Origin of the sequence: Lacisediminihabitans sp. H27-G8 (assembly GCF_046156175.1) — a bacterium.
GTDB lineage: Bacteria > Actinomycetota > Actinomycetes > Actinomycetales > Microbacteriaceae > Lacisediminihabitans.
In genome coordinates this window covers 552,692-568,090 of sequence record NZ_JAYLVL010000002.1, presented here as the reverse complement: position 1 = coordinate 568,090, position 15,399 = coordinate 552,692, and the positions used below count along the sequence as shown (strand labels likewise).

Sequence of the window (15,399 nt, the reverse complement as noted above, 5' to 3'; positions counted from 1 at the left end):
GGCACCCCCCTGCCCGCCAGGATCACTGAGGAGGGCGATCATGCGAGCGGACCAATCATGGTTTGGCGCCGGCTCTGGCGCGCAGCCGGTAGTTGTCGCGATGCCCAGACCGACGATCAGCACGGTAACTACGGTTCGAGGACGAATCACTATTCGATTGTGCCAGCGGGCAACAGGACGCACAAGACACGCCCACACCCTCCGAAAATTGCCTGTTGGCAGTTGCTCATAGGGGGAACCCGGTGCGGGACGGGGTTACGTCACTGGCGGTTCGGAGGCGCAACGTTTCATAGTCGATTACGCGGTTGTAGTCTTCGAATGTGACAGACCAGACGCACACGCGAAAGCCTTACGCGTGGGGGCGTTTAGAAGTCGTAGCCGTTATCCTTTCGGCTCTCGCGATCGTTTCATCGTGGGTCCTAATCTGGGCTTTTAGCGGAGATAGTAGCGATTGTGACGTGTACTGCGGGCCCCTGCCTGGGATGATTGCCGTCTCGACCGTCATGGCTCTCGCGTTCATATCCTGGCTCGCAGCAATCAGCACCAATGTGGTCGTACTCCTGATCGGCAAATCAAACCGATTAGCGAGCAGTCTGATCATCGCGTTGTTCGTAATTCCACCATTGACGTTTGTAGTCGCGGGCTGAATCGAACGCCTCTAAGCATCCGGTCGACGAGATCGTATGTGGGACGCTCACTGGACGGTATTTCGAGCGCTCAGGAGAGCGCGCTGGAGACCACTTTTTATCCAGAAGGGCAGCCGTAAGGGGAACCTCCTGCGGTGCTTCTCGCAATAGGGTCGCGCGCGGGACAGGTCGAAGGATGGCCAGCCATCATTTTAGTGACGGCGCATATAGCTAGGGCCCTGCTCTCCGCATACCCTTCCCCTATTTCGGCGGGAGACGTAGGGTTCAGAAGTGAAGCTTTATCCGAAAAGCCTGCTCATCCGAGGCATCGTCGTAAACGGGATCATGCTCGTCGGCGGGTTGATCCTCGTGCTTTGGGAACCTCACAACCCTCCATTCACGGGCCTGGGCACCGGCTTGGTAATTGGAGCGACCAGTAAGGGAACGGCCCTCTACTACAAGGTCAAAATGAGCCGATGGGCCGCCGCCCACCTGCCAATTTCGAACCCAGACGAGGAATTCACAAAGCACGTGTCTCTGGATGGCAAGCGATAAGCATCGCTAGATCTCAACCGAGGGACCTCCCGCAAGCCGAACGGCCAGAGCGACAAACTCACTGTTCGATCGCCGGACTCGAGGCCGTGTCACTGGGGAACGTCAAATCGAGCCGCTTCGGTATCGGAGGGGGGTCTTGCGGATGCACTGCAGCCGCCACCCGAGGACGCCTCGTCTCCACTGCCGCCACTTCTGTTCGCTTGGGGTATAGCGTTCGAAGATACGTGGGGCGCTTCACCGGGCGTTCCAACCCGGCCTAGGAGAAGCAATTACTCAACAATGGGTCATAGGTGGGGCGCTAATCACGATTGGCCTGCTTCAAGCCGCCCTTTATAGCCAAATTAGGCGGCATGAGAATAGTCAGGCAATGGCGGCGCCGCCCTGGTTTCGCCGACTCACAGAGTTGTCGAATCGATCTCGACGGTTCTTCATACTGACACGGTGCGCCCCTTTGTGCGCTATTGGGGTGCTGTGGACCGTCTGGCCATTCCACGGTTGACGGAAGCAGAGGTTGATCATCTCGCCGAAAATGCCCATCGCACTCAAGGGACGTTGAACGCGACAGGTCTGAAGCCGATCTGCTCTACACGCCGGCCCGCCTTTGCTGCATGTGACTATGCAACGTTTGCGGGCTTCCCAGAGGAACGATGTACCTGGACCTCGGCTAGTGCTTTGGGAAGCTTCGAACGAGGACAGGGTCGAGGAGCTCGATGATGCGGCTTTTCAAGCTCTTGAGGCGCTTCCAGTTCTCGGCCTGGAACTCGATGGTTCGCCCCTGAGTTCCACCTCCTCTGCTGGTGATGTGCCAGCGGACTGGCGCAGCACTCGCCGCGCGCGATTCAGACGCGACCGGACCGTCCCGACGGGAATGTCCAATGCGAGTGCGACGCCCTCATAGTCGAGATCGCCCCAGGCGTACAAGAGCAACGCGTCACGATCCCGAGCGGGCATCCGACGACTCGCGCCCGCCAAACCGCGAACAGTCAAGCTGGCGTCGAGACGATCGTCCTGATCGTCGACAACAGTCGCCGGCGGCCCGGAAGCGGCAACCGCCCGCAAGAACCGCGCTTCCGCACCGCGGTGCTTGCGAATCAGGACTGTCGCAATTCCGAGCAACCACGGCAAAGCGCTCACGTACGTTTCGTCGAAACGCATACGGCGCTCAAACGAAACAAGAAACGTCTCGGCCATCATGTCATCCGCCGCATCAATCCCCGCCCGTCGCGCCGCATACCGGTACACGGCCGACGCATGACGGTCGTACACCTCAGCGAAGACCGCGGGCTGATCCCACGAACTTCGAACGATCTCACTATCACTAGTCTCGATAAGGATTGCCCGATTGCTCCACTTAAGTTCACGGCCCGCCCTGGCGCGAGCGTATCCCCAAACGAGCAAGGCAACTACAGGCGCGGCAGCGAACCCACTCCAACTCCCCATTGCGTCATTTACGGACCCCTTGGTGCATCGCCAGGGAGCAGCATCTGGAGATTCCAGTTCATCGGTGAAAAAGACTGAAGCTTAGAACGCGTCCCCGTTTGTTCACGGCATATTTCGGCACCGGTACCCGCTGTGGTCGGCCCCGTCGACGTTTGCTCCGTTGACGAATTCCACAGTTATTTGATGGCCGATGGAGATCTCATCCTCATGGCCGGGTCGCAGAGAGTCATTCGCCGCGTATAAATCCGCCAAACAAATGTCAAAGCGCTCGGCCAGCGTGCCAAGCGTGTCATTCTCAGCTATCTCGTAGGTGTACACGCCGGCCCTGACCTCGGTGCCTCTTCCGCTCGCGTGCGTGCGCGGGCCGAGGTCCTGGGCTGGGCCATTCACAGCTATATCGGCTGTTGCAGCGGGGCTCTTGCTTGGAGCCGTTTCGAGATGCGAGATCGGTCCGGAGCAAGCCGTGAGGGAAATTAGGGCAAGAATCGCGAACCCCAAAGCCAAGGTTCCACTCTTTTGATAGACAGGAGGATTCATGGATCGCCCCAAGGAGTCTTGTCTGCCATCATCCGGGGATGGGGGACAGCAGCGCGACTTCAGCAGTCCCTTCGGGTTGGTGCCAGTCCTGGTACTTTCGCCACATGAATTGACGGTACCTCAGAAACAGCTTTCATGAGCAGAATTATGGGCCTTGCACGAGATAACTGATAAAAATCGGCCAGGAAGCGGATATCAGCCACGCCGGTCCGGCGCTAACCAGGCTAAGCACTGCTCCGGCCCGCACTTTGTGCTCCCATCCCCCCGCCGCGACCCCGGCCAACGCCGCCAGAACGCAAAACACCACGAAGGCGACTATGCAGACAACGGCAATCCAGACTGGCCGAGAGCAACTGATGGCTGGCCCGTCAGCGCAACTGCGCAACGGGCCGCCTTGCCCGCTCGTGTCATAGTCGCCCAGCCCGACCTCGAGCGCGAATCCCGCAGTCATGAACAGAGGGGCGAGGACAAGAGTGACGGCAAGCGTTACCACCAACCCGAGCAGCCTTTGCCATAACCACACCAGCGAGGTCTTGGGCCCCGCCGGTGCAGTGGACACTATCGATTCCCGTCGTCTGGCGAATCCACGGTGATTCGGCCGGAAAGCACGACCCGCAATCGACGTCAAGACACTGGACAACCATAGGCGTTCCGTTGCACCGAGATCAGTTCTCGCAAGCCGAACGGTAAGCGCGCCCTGTCTCCCAATGGGCCGCGCAACACCCGTCGAGACCGCGCCGAATCGCTGCGAACGGCTGACCGCCAACGCCTGCTCACGGCCTCAGCCAACAATCTCGACTTTGCGAGCGGTTGGACTTATCTTCAAAGCATGACATTTCTTCTCTACGCCGGATTTGTTCTGGTCTTCTTGCTGCTGGGGACCGCGATTTGGGGCAGCTTCAAGAAGAGCCCCATCGAGCTGCGTCAGCAGCAGGAGCGCCGCCGATAGTCGGAAGATAGGCGGACGCCATTTGATGGCGCTTCCGGAGCGGTCTCAGAGGCGGTTTTCGATTCCTAGGGGTGCCCGCAAGCGGGAGGGTAAACAGTGATTGAGAGGTACCGATTGGGAAGCGTGGATCCAGTTTGGTCGCGGTGTCCGTAAGACCCGCCCGCAAGGGATTCGCGATCAGGTACGTCATTCGCGACAGCGCAAACGACCTAAATCAGCGATTCACTTCCCTCGCGACAGCGGGGATACTTCACGGCAGACGCGGGGTCCGGCAATTGGCAAGAGCGTCCGACTTGGCATCGAGGTCTGATTCTCATATCGCTGGAGTCTTGTTGTGATCAAGCATCGGCCAGAACTTCCCCTCCTGGTGCGGGATAACACGAATTTAGTTCGCGGTTACATGGGAATTGACATCAAAGCTGTTCGCAGTGACGATCCCGAACGGGTGTACTATTGATAACGAATCTCATTACCGTTATCCCCCTCCTTAAGAAAACCATCACTGTGCGCGCAAAAACCCTCCCAATCCTCTCCGTCGGCGTCGCGCTGAGCCTGGCGCTGGCCGGGTGCTCCGCAGCGTCGTCGCCGCAGAAAGAGGACGGTCTCATCCATGTCGTCGCGTCGACCGATGTCTACGGTGACATCGCGAAACAGATCGGCGGGGATCGCGTGTCGGTGACGTCGATCATCTCCAATGCCTCCCAAGACCCGCATTCCTACGAGGCCGACGCACAGGTGCAGCTGTCCCTGTCGAAGGCCGACGTCGTGATCCAGAACGGCGGCGGCTATGACGACTTCGTCGACACCCTGCTGAAGGGTGCGAACAACCCCACGGTGGCGCTGCTCAACGCCGCCACGGTTTCCGGTTACGACCAGACGCCACCGACCGGGGAATTCAACGAGCACCTCTGGTACGACTTCACCACCGTCACGAAGGTGGCCGCGAAGATCGAGTCGACCTTTGCGAGACTCGATCCGAAGCACGCCTCCACCTTCGCCGCGTACGGTGCGACCTTCTCCAGCGCGGTGAGCACGCTCGAGTCGAGTGAGGCGTCGATCAAGGCCTTTGCCGCGGGAGAGGGTGCGGCGATCACGGAGCCCGTGCCGCTCTATCTGCTCGACGCCCTGGGCCTGGTGAACAAGACGCCGGAGAAGTTCAGTGCCGCGATCGAGGGAGGAACGGATGTCTCACCGCTCGTGCTCACCGAGACCCTCGCGCTCTTCAGCGGCCACGCCGTGAAGCTGCTCGCCTACAACGCCCAGACCGGTGGACCGCAGACCGAGCAGGTCATCGCCGCGGCGAAGAAGGCGGGAGTGGCCGTCGTGCCCGTGCGCGAGACGCTTCCCGCCGGCAAGGACTATCTCGAGTGGATGACCGACACCGTCGCGGCGATCTCCGCCGCGCTCAAGTGAGGCGCCTGCGATGACCACGCCCATTCTCAGCCTCCGCCAGGCGACACTCTCCTTCGGATCCCGCACCCTCTGGAACAACCTCAATCTCGAGGTGCAGCCGGGAGAGTTCCTCGCGGTTCTCGGGCCCAACGGCACCGGAAAGACGAGCCTGCTGAAGACGATCCTCGGCCAACAGCAGCTCAGCTCCGGCACCATCGAATTCCTCGGAGAGCCGGTGGCCCAGGGCAGCCGACGCATCGGGTACATCCCGCAGCAGAAGCTGCTGGACGAGGGGACGCCCCTCCGGGCCCGCGATCTGGTGGCGTTCGGAGTGAATGGAAATCGCTGGGGACTCCCCATCAACTCACGGGCCGTTCGACGGCAGGTGGACGGCATCCTCGAATCGGTGGGAGCAACGGACTACGCCGACGTGCCGGTCGCGACACTCTCGGGCGGGGAACAGCAGCGGATCCGGGTGGGCCAGTCGATCGCCGGGAACCCGAGCCTCTTGCTCTGCGACGAGCCGCTAATCTCCCTCGACCTGCACAACCAACGCCAGGTGAGCGAGCTCATCGACGAGCAGCGGAAGGCCATCAACACCGCGGTGGTGTTCGTGACGCATGATGTGAACCCGATCCTCGAAATGGTCGACCGGGTGCTCTATCTCGCCGGCGGCCGGTTCCGCGTGGGAACCCCCGACGAGGTGCTGCGCAGCGAGGTGCTGTCCTATATGTACGACACCCCGGTCGAAGTCATCCGCAGTCGCGGCCGCATCGTCGTGCTCGGTGCGCCGGAGGGCTACGGGGTACACGATCATCTCGAACATCACGTCGGGGTGGCGACATGAACCCCGACCTCTGGCACCAGATCTTCGGCTTCGACAACTACGGCGAATTGCTCGTCCTGGTGAGGAACTCGATCATCGCCGGTGCCCTCCTCGGTGTCGTCGGTGGTCTCATCGGCCCCTTCGTGATGATGAGGGATCTCGCCTTCGCGGTGCACGGCATCAGCGAGCTGAGCTTCGCCGGGGCATCCGCGGCCCTGCTCTTCGGGGTGAACGTGGTGGCGGGATCGATCGGCGGCTCGCTGCTCGCCGCGCTGCTCATCGGCGTGCTTGGCGCCAAGGCCCGCGAACGCAACTCCATCATCGCCGTGTTAATGCCATTCGGCCTTGGTCTCGGCATCCTGTTTCTCGCCCTCTACCCGGGGCGCAGCGCCAACAAGTTCGGGCTGCTCACCGGTCAGATCGTCTCGGTGGACAACCCGCAGTTGCTCATGCTCGTGATCATCTCCGTCGTGGTGATCGCCGCGCTCTTCGTGATCTGGCGTCCGCTCAGCTTCGCGAGCGTTGATGCGGATGTCGCGCGCGCGAAGGGACTGCCGGTCACCGGTCTCTCGATCGCGTTCATGATCCTGCTCGGTCTTGCGACGGCGGTGTCGATTCAGATCGTCGGCGCGCTCCTCGTGCTGTCCCTGCTCGTGACACCCGCGGCCGCCGCGATGAGGGTCACCTCGTCTCCGCTTCTCACCCCCCTGCTCAGCGTCGCATTCGCCGTCACTTCGGTCGTCGGCGGCATTCTGCTCGCCCTCGGAGGCGGTCTGCCGATCAGTCCCTATGTCACGACCATCTCCTTCCTCATCTACATCGTCTGCCGCGTGATCGGTGCGCGCCGCACCCGCCGTGGAAACAGCGGTCGGCTCGACCCCGCGGCAACACCCGTGACAGCAGCGGCGGCTGCCCGATGACCGCGCCGGCCCGCAAGCGGAACACCTGGCAGCGGGAGGCAGTGCGCTCCGCCCTCGGGGCGGACGACGGATTCGTCAGCGCCCAGGGCCTTCACTCCACAATGCGCGAATCGGGATCGCCGATCGGGCTCGCGACCGTCTACCGGGCGCTCGCCGACCTCGCCACCGAGGGTGAGGCGGACTCCCTGCAATCCCCCGAGGGCGAGAGCCTCTATCGAGCGTGCACGCCCGGCCAGCACCACCATCACCTCATCTGCCGTAACTGTGGCCTCACCGTCGAGATCGAAGCGGATGCCGTGGAGCGCTGGGCGCAGTCGGTCGCCTCCGAGCACGGCTTCACCCAGCCCCATCACGTCGTCGACGTCTTCGGCCTCTGCGCTGCGTGCTCACCGGCCCGCTGAACAGTCCGTCGCGGCATAGTTCGGCCCAGCGGCTGGCCCGGCTAGGCTCGATGGGCACGTCACCGAAACTTCTGGGGGAACCTCATGTCCACACTGTCTCGCACCGCACTCACCACAATCCTGGCCGGCGCGGCGCTGACCGTCGCGCTCACCGGCTGCACCTCCGGCTCGCCCGCACCGGCGGGGTCTTCGACCGCGGCATCCACCCAGTCGAAGGCAGCCGCCTGCAAGTCCCTCGAGACCTCGGTGAGCGCATCGACCACCGAGTTGGCGTCGAGCTTCGGCGCGATCGCCACCAACCCCGACAAGGCGATCACCGGGCTCCAGTCCGTGGCAGACGCCTTCGACAGCGGGCTGAAGAAGGTCTCCAACGCCGAGGTGAAGAAGGCCGGAACGGCAGCGGATGACTCGATCAAGGAGATGATCGTGCAGGTGAAGGCCGTGATCGGCAAGACCTCCGCCGACACCACCAAGCTCAAGATCGCCGTCACCGACGTGCAGGCCCAGTTCACATCGATCGGCAAGATCTGCTCCTGAGCCGGTCTCGCCTTGCGTAGAGCCGGCGGCATCCGTAATATAGGACGCTGCTGCGCGCATTCTGCGCTGCGGCCTGTACACAATCCCCCCGCGATCGTTTGGTGGGCTGTGTGTGCCGACAAGAAATCTTGGGTAGGGACACCTCGTCCCTACGGTAATCGGAGGAAAACCATGGCCGCAGTGTGCCAGGTGACTGGAGCCGTTCCCGGCTTCGGACACAACATTTCGCACTCGCACCGCCGGACGAAGCGTCGCTTCGACCCGAACGTGCAGAAGAAGACGTACTACGTTCCGTCGCTCAAGCGCAGCGTCACGCTGACGCTCAGCGCCAAGGGCATCAAGGTCATTGACGCTCGTGGCATCGAATCAGTGGTCAAGGACATCCTGGGCCGTGGGGTGAAGATCTAATGGCAAAGCAGCAGGACGTCCGTCCGATCATCAAGCTCCGTTCCACCGCCGGCACCGGTTACACCTACGTGACCAAGAAGAACCGCCGCAACGACCCCGACCGCCTCGTGCTGAAGAAGTACGACCCGGTAGTCCGCAAGCACGTCGAATTCCGCGAGGAGCGCTAACCATGGCGAAGAAGAGCAAGATCGCTGCCAACGAGCAGCGCAAGATCGTGGTCGCGCGCTATGCGACCAAGCGACTCGAGCTGAAGAAGGCTCTCGTCGACCCCGCATCCTCCGATGCAGAGCGCGAAGCCGCTCGGCTCGGACTGCAGAAGCTTCCGCGCGACGCCTCTCCGGTGCGCGTTCGCGGTCGTGACGCCATCGATGGTCGTCCGCGTGGTTTCCTCAGCCAGTTCGGGGTCTCCCGCGTGCGTTTCCGCGATATGGCTCACCGGGGCGAATTGCCCGGTATTACCAAGTCAAGCTGGTAAATTACAGGCGGTTGCGGGGACACACGCCCCAAGACCTCAGTTCCATCCAAGCAACAGAACTGTTCTCGCGAGCAGCAATCTATGTTCTGAGAAGCACAACGTCCGAGGAGGACTTCAATGGCTGACAAGTCACTAAACCGTACCGAGCTCGTCGCGGCAGTTGCCGCTGAGTCTGGCCAGAGCCAGGCTGCAGTGAACGGCGTCCTCGACGCCCTGTTCTCCACTCTCGCCACTTCGGTCGGCGAAGGCACCAAGGTCACGATCCCGGGCTGGCTCGCGGTCGAGCGCACCCACCGTGCCGCTCGTGCCGGTCGCAACCCGTCCACGGGTGAGGCCATCCAGATCAAGGCGGGCTACGGCGTGAAGGTCAGCGCCGGAAGCAAGCTCAAGGCCGCTGCAAAGTAGTCTTCGCTTCTCCTCTCGAAGGGGATGCCGACCTCAGGGTCGGCATCCCCTTCGGTCGTTAAGGACGGGGCCCCACCAGCGGGGCGGAGGCCCAGTTTGCTCGCCTAGGCTGGATAACGTGCCACGGATCGTGAGAATCGCCGGTCCAGCGCTGCTCCTGGTCGTTGCCTTCGCATCCCTGCTCGCCGCGCTGGCGTTCGGTCATGCCGCCGACGCGCCCCGGCTGATCGATCCCGGAGCCCTCGTGCGCTACGGCCTGCCGATCGCGACCATGCTGTTCAACCTGGGTGTCGCGGTCACGCTCGGCTCGCTCGTGCTGCTGTGTTTCGCCATGAGCGCGGACCGGCCCGAGTTCGCCCGCACGCTCGATATCGCCGCCGGAGCCGCCGGGTTCTGGGCCATCGCGTCCGCTGTCACCGGCTTCCTCACCTTCATGAGCTTCTACACCAAGCCGATCAGCCTTGACGCGAACTTCGGCGGGGTGCTCGGCGACTTCCTCACCAACAAGGAGATCGGCCAGGCCTGGCTCGCGAGCACCCTCGTGGCCGCCGTGGTCACGGTGCTGTGCTTCGCCGTGCGCAACCGCACGATGCTCGTCTTCGTCACCGCCTTCACGGCAGTCGGCCTGGTACCCCAGGCCCTGCAGGGGCACTCGGCGGATGCCGCCGGTCACGACGCGGCCGTCACCTCCCTCGGTCTCCACGTGGTCTTCGCGGCGATCTGGCTTGGCGGGCTCGTGACCATCGTGTTCATCCGCAAGACCCTCGAGGGTGGGCGGATCGGGCCGATCATCTCCCGCTATTCGACGCTTGCCATCATCTGCTTCGTCGTGGTCGCCGCCTCGGGCTACGTGAATGCGGCCCTGCGCGTCGGCACGATCACCCAACTGCTCACGCCCTACGGCATCCTCGTCCTCGTCAAGATCTTCGCGCTTCTCGCCCTTGGGCTCTTCGGGCTCGGGCAGCGGCGGTTCCTGGTGGCGAAGATGCAGTCCTCGGTCAACAGCGGCGACCGGTTCTTCTGGTGGCTCATCGCCGCGGAGCTCGGATTCATGGGACTGGCCTCCGGAGTCGCGGCCGCTCTGGCGAAGACAGCGACTCCCGTGTCGCAGGATGCCACCCTCACGAGTCCGGCCTGGATCCTGACTCAGGCACCCCTGCCGCCCGAGCTCACCTTCTCGCGCTACTTCACCACGTGGAACTTCGACATCCTCTGGGTGCTGCTCATCGCCTTCCTGGCGTTCTTCTACATCGCCGGCGTGGTGAGGCTGCACCGCCGCGGTGACAAGTGGCCGGTGCATCGGCTCGTCGTCTGGCTCGCCGGGCTCGCCCTCTTGTTCTGGGTGACCAACGGAGGAATCAACGTTTACGAGAAGTATCTGTTCAGCGTGCACATGCTCGGGCACATGCTGCTCGGCATGATGATCCCGGTGCTGCTCGTGCCCGCCGCTCCCATCACCCTGGCCCTCCGGGCGATCGCCAAGCGTTCGGATGGCAGCCGCGGTGCGCGGGAGTGGATCATGCTGTTCGTGCACTCGCGGGCATCCGCGGTGCTGTCCAACCCGATAGTGGCGGCCGCACTGTTCGTGGTCTCGCTCTGGGTGTTCTACTACACACCGCTGTTCAGTTGGGCCACGACCGACCACATCGGGCACACCTGGATGATCGTGCACTTCCTGATCACCGGCTATCTGTTCGTGCAGGCCCTGATCGGCGTCGATCCGCTTCCCTATCGCGCGCCCTACCCGATGCGTCTGCTCGTGCTGCTCGGCACGATGGCCTTCCACGCGTTCTTCGGGCTCTCCCTCATCACGGGCACCGGACTCCTGCTCGCCAACTGGTACGGGGCCATGGGTCGGGCGTGGGGCGTGAGCGCGATCGCGGACCAGCAGACCGGCGGCGGCATCGCCTGGAGCGTGGGGGAGATTCCCACGATCATCCTCGCCATCACGGTGGCGATCATGTGGTCGAAGAGCGACGCGAAGGATGCGAAACGTCTCGACCGCAAAGCCGAACGGGACGGCGATGCCGAGCTGATGGAATACAACCGGATGCTCGCCGACCGGGCTGGCCGGCGTTAAGGCCCGACCCTGGTTGCACGGCGCGAGGCGGATGACTCCCCGGCCGCCTCAGTACTGGGCGGTGATCACCGGGCTGCCATCGCCCGCGAAGGTGATGACGTAGCGCACAGTGAACGGCACGTCGTCGTCGAAGGTCGAGAGGCTTCCGTCGAAGATCGACCTCACCTTCACCTTGAGGTGGGCGAGCCCCCCGGTCTCGGGTATCTGCCAACTCCCCGGGTTCGTCCCGGGCGCGATCGTGACGATCGGGTAGCTCACGATGGACCAGGTGGGAGCATCCTGCAGCCGGTCGGTGATCTGAGTGCCCATCGGGCACCCCGTGGGCAACAGCACCTTCTGGGTCGTGCAGGCGGCGAGGAACTTGTCGAGTTGCTTCTGCACCTCGCGAACGAACACCGGATTGGCCTGGATGTCCACAGTCGCGTCTGTGACGCTCGCCGGTTGATCGACGAGGGGCGCCACCCTCACCGACTCGAGATAGGTCGAGTTGTGCGTCAAGACCACCCGGCTCGGAGTGAGCACACGGTAGGCATGAGCGACGTCGGGCGTGACGGGGGGCAGCGCCACGCCGTTGGCCCGCACACCACTGCCGTGCTTCACGGTGACGCTCAGCAGGCTCTGCGGCGATTGGACGAAGCGCCACGCCGAGAAGACTCCGAGGCGCTGGCCGCTGTGCTCAACGACGAAGGATGAGGTGCTCTCTGTACCCCCGATCGTGTAACCGTATAAGACGGTGTGGCGCCCGCCGCCGTCATCCGTGTCCTTCACCAGGTGGATGTCGGTGAGGGAGGCGAGCGCGGCGGGGGCGAGGAGCTCGTCGGTCCCCGTCGGGCTGACGGCGACTCCGGGCATCCGGCGCGCGCCGTCCACATCGTGCCGGGCGACGGCGGAGAGGTAGGAGGAGACGAATCCCGAGGCGCTGTAGAGCGTGAGGTTGAGGGTCGTGACCGTGCCGAGGAATGCCAGCAGGAGCACCCCCACCAGCATGAGCCAGCGGGCGAGAATTCGGGGCGGCATCTCCACATCCTAGGTGGCGCTTCCGTGCCCGGCTTCTCAACAGGAGGGCGCCGCGCGCCGATCGACAGGCGACCGCGGCGGTAGATTGGAGTGCTGTCCGGATGCCGGGAGGGAGGAGTGTCGTGGCCGAATTCGCACTCTCCGCCGAGCAGGCAGCCGTCTTCGAACTCATCGAGAACACCCGCGAGAACATCTTCGTCACGGGTCGCGCGGGCACGGGCAAGTCCACGCTGCTCAACCATCTCTCGTGGAACACCGCGAAGCAGGTGGTGATCGCGGCCCCGACCGGTGTGGCAGCGCTCAACGTGGGCGGGCAGACCATCCACTCCCTCTTCCGCCTGCCGATCGGGGTGATCGCCGACCATGCGATCGACCAGGTGCCCGAGTTGCGCAAGCTGCTCAACACCATCGACACGCTGGTGATCGACGAGGTGTCCATGGTCAATGCCGACCTGGTGGATGCCATCGATCGCAGCCTGCGCCAGGCGCGCCAGAAGCCGTTCACCGCGTTCGGGGGCGTGCAGGTGGTGCTGTTCGGCGACCCGTATCAGCTCGCCCCGGTGCCAGGCGATGCCGACGAGCGCGCCTACTTCACCGACCAGTACCGCTCGATGTGGTTCTTCGACGCGAAGGTCTGGCAGGAGACCGAGCTGCGCATCTTCGAGCTGACGACCATCCATCGCCAGCATGAGGCCGAGTTCAAGTTCATGCTCAATGCGGTGCGCCACGGCATGGTCACCGCAGAGATCGCGGGGCGCCTCAATGACACGGGCGCCCGTCCCGCGCCGACGGATGGCACGATCACCCTCGCCACCCGCAACGACACCGTCAACCGCATCAATGCTGCAGCCCTCGCCCGGCTCCCCGGGGCCGTCAAGACGGCGAAGGCCGATGTCTCGGGAGAGTTCGGCGGGCGGTCATTCCCCGCCGACGAGTCCCTGCAGCTCAAGGTGGGTGCGCGGGTGATGTTCCTGCGCAACGATTCCGCCGGTGAGGGCGGCCAGCGCTGGGTGAACGGCACGGTGGGCACCGTCACCAAGATCTCGTCGACCGTCTTCGTGGAGGTCGATGGCGAGGTGCATGAGGTGCAGCCCGCCATCTGGGAGAAGTTCAAATACACCTATTCGGCATCGACGAAGACCCTGAAGAAAGACATCGTCGCCGAGTTCACCCAGTTTCCGCTGCGACTGGCGTGGGCGGTCACCATCCACAAGTCCCAGGGCAAGACCTACGATCGCGCGATAGTGGATCTCGGATCGGGCACCTTCAGCGCCGGTCAGACCTACGTGGCGCTCAGCCGTCTCACGGAGCTCGAGGGCCTCTACCTCTCGCGGCCGCTGCGGCCGAGTGACATCCGGGTGGATCCCGATGTGCAGCGCTTCATGAGCGGTGCCTCGGCACTGCCGGGCATCGAAGCGTAGCGCGCCGGGAGCGCCCCGGTGGCAAAGCGGGCCATCGCGGACTTTCGGGGCCGGCGCGCAGGCCCGCAACGTCCGCGGACGCCCGGATACGCGCGAGTATCCCCGGTGCCGGACCGTGCCGCTTCAGCGACGGTGCACTATGCGGCTGCCTTCGCGCGCGACAGGTCCTCGAACAGCTCGGTGTTGAACCGGTAGGCGATGAGCACCTCGTCGATGACGCGCTCGCGTTCCTCTGCGCTCCAGTCCACGGCATCCAGTTGTTCGCGGTAGGTCTCCTTGAACTGCTTCGGCCTGGCGATCTGGTCGAAGAGATAGAAGCCGACCCCGTTGGTCTCGAAGCCGAACTGTCGCTGCATGAGAGTGCGGATGACCTGGCCACCCGACAGGTCGCCGAGGTACCGCGTGTAGTGGTGGGCCACGAAACCACCGGGCCAGGTGGCCGCGACGGTGGTGAGCCGATCGACGTAGCGCTGGGTGGTGGGCAGGGCTGTGATCTGCTGCCGCCAGTCGTCCCCGAGCAGGAAGGCGAGATCGAGGCGGATGGCGGGAAGCCGAGTGAGCTGCGGGCTGATGAACGGCGCGGCCACGGGATCCGTCGCCATCCGCTGCGCTGCCGCCTCGAGGGCCTCGTAGATGAAGAAGTGCTGGGCCACCAGGGCGATGTAATCCTCGCGGGTGCCCTTGCCGGTCATGAGGTCGGACATGAAGCCTGCCCCCTCACTGTCACCGTGACCGGACCAGGTGCGCTCGCGGAGAGCCTGCGAAAAGGGGATGACAGCGGTCACGGCGACTCCTGAGCTCAGGTTAGGTGACCCTAAGTTTAGTCGGGTGAACGGTGGTTAGTGGCCCATTCCCGGCATGTTCATATCCATCATTCCGCCCATGGTCCCACCGTGCTCCATCGCCACGGATCCGGCTTGGGTCGCGGCGAGAGCCGGGGTGGTGAGACCACCGACCAGAACTCCCGCGACGATCACGGCGGCCAGGTACCGCACCGCGCTGGGGGCCTTCGGCGCCCGCGCTGCCGGAGTGTCCGACGATCGCCGGCGCAGTATCACGCTGAGAATCGCGGCGATGAAGAGCTCGAAGAGAGCGGCGATGCCCATCGGAACGAATCGCAGCGAAGAGGCGATCTGTGGAGCGGCGAGAAGGGTGGCCGTCACTGTGAGAAGGCTCCAGAGCAGCACCGGTGCGAGAGCGCCAGCCTGTGCGAGCCGGGGAACGAGCAGTCGGTCTTTCACGAGGATGAGCACGCCCCAGGTGAGCTCGGCGAGGCCGAACAGCGCCAGGGGGATGCCGACCGCGAGGGGAGAGCTGATCACGAGTGCCAGGTGGATTACTCCGGCACCGATGGCGGCGAAAGACAGCCACGAGCGGGTGATGACAGACATGAGAACTCTCCCCTGCGAT

The 15,399-nt window shown here is 63.7% G+C and carries 17 protein-coding genes; 12 read left to right on the top strand and 5 right to left on the bottom strand.

Translation table 11 applies throughout. From position 1 onward, the window contains the following. The first annotated feature begins 917 nt into the window (after nucleotides 1-917). Nucleotides 918-1,181 (top strand): hypothetical protein, encoded by a 264-nt coding sequence (locus tag VLI63_RS07455; protein WP_409156224.1) that lies wholly within the window; start codon nucleotides 918-920, stop codon nucleotides 1,179-1,181. Nucleotides 1,182-1,904: 723 nt separating this feature from the next. Here the strand turns inward: VLI63_RS07455 and VLI63_RS07450 are convergent. Continuing rightward, nucleotides 1,905-2,621, bottom strand: coding sequence for an RNA polymerase sigma factor (locus VLI63_RS07450; protein WP_409156223.1), 717 nt, complete (start codon nucleotides 2,619-2,621; stop codon nucleotides 1,905-1,907). A gap of 102 nt (nucleotides 2,622-2,723) precedes the next feature. Then, on the bottom strand, nucleotides 2,724-3,158 hold the full coding sequence (locus VLI63_RS07445; protein WP_409156222.1) for a LysM peptidoglycan-binding domain-containing protein: 435 nt from the start codon (nucleotides 3,156-3,158) through the stop codon (nucleotides 2,724-2,726). Between the two features lie 1,453 nt (nucleotides 3,159-4,611). Here VLI63_RS07445 and VLI63_RS07440 point away from each other — a divergent pair. From VLI63_RS07440 to VLI63_RS07395, 10 genes are all read left to right on the top strand, one after another. Beyond that, the gene (locus VLI63_RS07440; RefSeq protein ID WP_409156221.1) at nucleotides 4,612-5,520 is read left to right on the top strand and encodes a metal ABC transporter solute-binding protein, Zn/Mn family; all 909 of its coding nucleotides are present in this window, start codon (nucleotides 4,612-4,614) and stop codon (nucleotides 5,518-5,520) included. A 10-nt stretch (nucleotides 5,521-5,530) separates the two neighbouring features. After that, complete coding sequence (locus tag VLI63_RS07435; RefSeq protein WP_409156220.1) at nucleotides 5,531-6,346, top strand: metal ABC transporter ATP-binding protein; 816 nt, start codon at nucleotides 5,531-5,533, stop codon at nucleotides 6,344-6,346. After that, entirely contained in the window at nucleotides 6,343-7,245 is a 903-nt protein-coding gene (locus VLI63_RS07430; protein ID WP_409156219.1) for a metal ABC transporter permease, read from the top strand. The genes VLI63_RS07435 and VLI63_RS07430 overlap by 4 nt, the downstream gene beginning before the upstream one ends. Beyond that, the gene (locus VLI63_RS07425; RefSeq protein WP_409156218.1) at nucleotides 7,242-7,646 is read left to right on the top strand and encodes a Fur family transcriptional regulator; all 405 of its coding nucleotides are present in this window, start codon (nucleotides 7,242-7,244) and stop codon (nucleotides 7,644-7,646) included. The genes VLI63_RS07430 and VLI63_RS07425 overlap by 4 nt, the downstream gene beginning before the upstream one ends. Before the next feature lie 84 nt (nucleotides 7,647-7,730). After that, the gene (locus VLI63_RS07420; protein WP_409156217.1) at nucleotides 7,731-8,183 is read left to right on the top strand and encodes a hypothetical protein; all 453 of its coding nucleotides are present in this window, start codon (nucleotides 7,731-7,733) and stop codon (nucleotides 8,181-8,183) included. Between the two features lie 171 nt (nucleotides 8,184-8,354). Further along, nucleotides 8,355-8,591 carry a 50S ribosomal protein L28 gene (gene rpmB / locus VLI63_RS07415; protein WP_185202000.1) on the top strand — a complete coding sequence of 79 codons (237 nt, stop codon included), beginning with the start codon at nucleotides 8,355-8,357 and terminating at the stop codon, nucleotides 8,589-8,591. Beyond that, nucleotides 8,591-8,758, top strand: coding sequence for a 50S ribosomal protein L33 (gene rpmG, locus VLI63_RS07410; RefSeq protein ID WP_185201999.1), 168 nt, complete (start codon nucleotides 8,591-8,593; stop codon nucleotides 8,756-8,758). The genes rpmB and rpmG overlap by 1 nt, the downstream gene beginning before the upstream one ends. A gap of 2 nt (nucleotides 8,759-8,760) precedes the next feature. Next, nucleotides 8,761-9,066: a 30S ribosomal protein S14 gene (gene rpsN / locus VLI63_RS07405; protein WP_185201998.1), complete on the top strand. Its 306-nt coding sequence runs from the start codon at nucleotides 8,761-8,763 to the stop codon at nucleotides 9,064-9,066. Between the two features lie 117 nt (nucleotides 9,067-9,183). Then, complete coding sequence (locus tag VLI63_RS07400) at nucleotides 9,184-9,471, top strand: HU family DNA-binding protein (RefSeq protein WP_185201997.1); 288 nt, start codon at nucleotides 9,184-9,186, stop codon at nucleotides 9,469-9,471. A 118-nt stretch (nucleotides 9,472-9,589) separates the two neighbouring features. After that, on the top strand, nucleotides 9,590-11,551 hold the full coding sequence (locus VLI63_RS07395) for a cytochrome c oxidase assembly protein (protein ID WP_409156216.1): 1,962 nt from the start codon (nucleotides 9,590-9,592) through the stop codon (nucleotides 11,549-11,551). Nucleotides 11,552-11,599: 48 nt separating this feature from the next. Here the strand turns inward: VLI63_RS07395 and VLI63_RS07390 are convergent, their stop codons facing one another. Continuing rightward, the gene (locus VLI63_RS07390) at nucleotides 11,600-12,568 is read right to left on the bottom strand and encodes a hypothetical protein (RefSeq protein ID WP_409156215.1); all 969 of its coding nucleotides are present in this window, start codon (nucleotides 12,566-12,568) and stop codon (nucleotides 11,600-11,602) included. Nucleotides 12,569-12,690: 122 nt separating this feature from the next. On the opposite strand from VLI63_RS07390, the gene VLI63_RS07385 reads away from it, so the two are divergent. Continuing rightward, nucleotides 12,691-13,989, top strand: coding sequence for an ATP-dependent RecD-like DNA helicase (locus tag VLI63_RS07385; RefSeq protein WP_185201995.1), 1,299 nt, complete (start codon nucleotides 12,691-12,693; stop codon nucleotides 13,987-13,989). 137 nt (nucleotides 13,990-14,126) lie between these two features. Here the strand turns inward: VLI63_RS07385 and VLI63_RS07380 are convergent, their stop codons facing one another. Together VLI63_RS07380 and VLI63_RS07375 are read right to left on the bottom strand one after the other, a co-directional pair. Continuing rightward, nucleotides 14,127-14,774, bottom strand: coding sequence for a heme oxygenase (biliverdin-producing) (locus VLI63_RS07380; protein WP_409156214.1), 648 nt, complete (start codon nucleotides 14,772-14,774; stop codon nucleotides 14,127-14,129). A 54-nt stretch (nucleotides 14,775-14,828) separates the two neighbouring features. Next, the gene (locus VLI63_RS07375) at nucleotides 14,829-15,380 is read right to left on the bottom strand and encodes a hypothetical protein (protein ID WP_409156213.1); all 552 of its coding nucleotides are present in this window, start codon (nucleotides 15,378-15,380) and stop codon (nucleotides 14,829-14,831) included. Nucleotides 15,381-15,399: the final 19 nt, after the last annotated feature.

Bases quoted from the DNA above. Each gene is read 5' to 3' on its own strand.
- VLI63_RS07450 (WP_409156223.1), bottom strand. From the start codon at position 2,621: ATGGGGAGTTGGAGTGGGTTCGCTGCCGCGCCTGTAGTTGCCTTGCTC.
- VLI63_RS07445 (WP_409156222.1), bottom strand. From the start codon at position 3,158: ATGAATCCTCCTGTCTATCAAAAGAGTGGAACCTTGGCTTTGGGGTTC.
- VLI63_RS07435 (WP_409156220.1), top strand. From the start codon at position 5,531: ATGACCACGCCCATTCTCAGCCTCCGCCAGGCGACACTCTCCTTCGGA.
- VLI63_RS07430 (WP_409156219.1), top strand. From the start codon at position 6,343: ATGAACCCCGACCTCTGGCACCAGATCTTCGGCTTCGACAACTACGGC.
- VLI63_RS07425 (WP_409156218.1), top strand. From the start codon at position 7,242: ATGACCGCGCCGGCCCGCAAGCGGAACACCTGGCAGCGGGAGGCAGTG.
- VLI63_RS07420 (WP_409156217.1), top strand. From the start codon at position 7,731: ATGTCCACACTGTCTCGCACCGCACTCACCACAATCCTGGCCGGCGCG.
- rpmB (WP_185202000.1), top strand. From the start codon at position 8,355: ATGGCCGCAGTGTGCCAGGTGACTGGAGCCGTTCCCGGCTTCGGACAC.
- rpmG (WP_185201999.1), top strand. From the start codon at position 8,591: ATGGCAAAGCAGCAGGACGTCCGTCCGATCATCAAGCTCCGTTCCACC.
- rpsN (WP_185201998.1), top strand. From the start codon at position 8,761: ATGGCGAAGAAGAGCAAGATCGCTGCCAACGAGCAGCGCAAGATCGTG.
- VLI63_RS07400 (WP_185201997.1), top strand. From the start codon at position 9,184: ATGGCTGACAAGTCACTAAACCGTACCGAGCTCGTCGCGGCAGTTGCC.
- VLI63_RS07390 (WP_409156215.1), bottom strand. From the start codon at position 12,568: ATGCCGCCCCGAATTCTCGCCCGCTGGCTCATGCTGGTGGGGGTGCTC.
- VLI63_RS07375 (WP_409156213.1), bottom strand. From the start codon at position 15,380: ATGTCTGTCATCACCCGCTCGTGGCTGTCTTTCGCCGCCATCGGTGCC.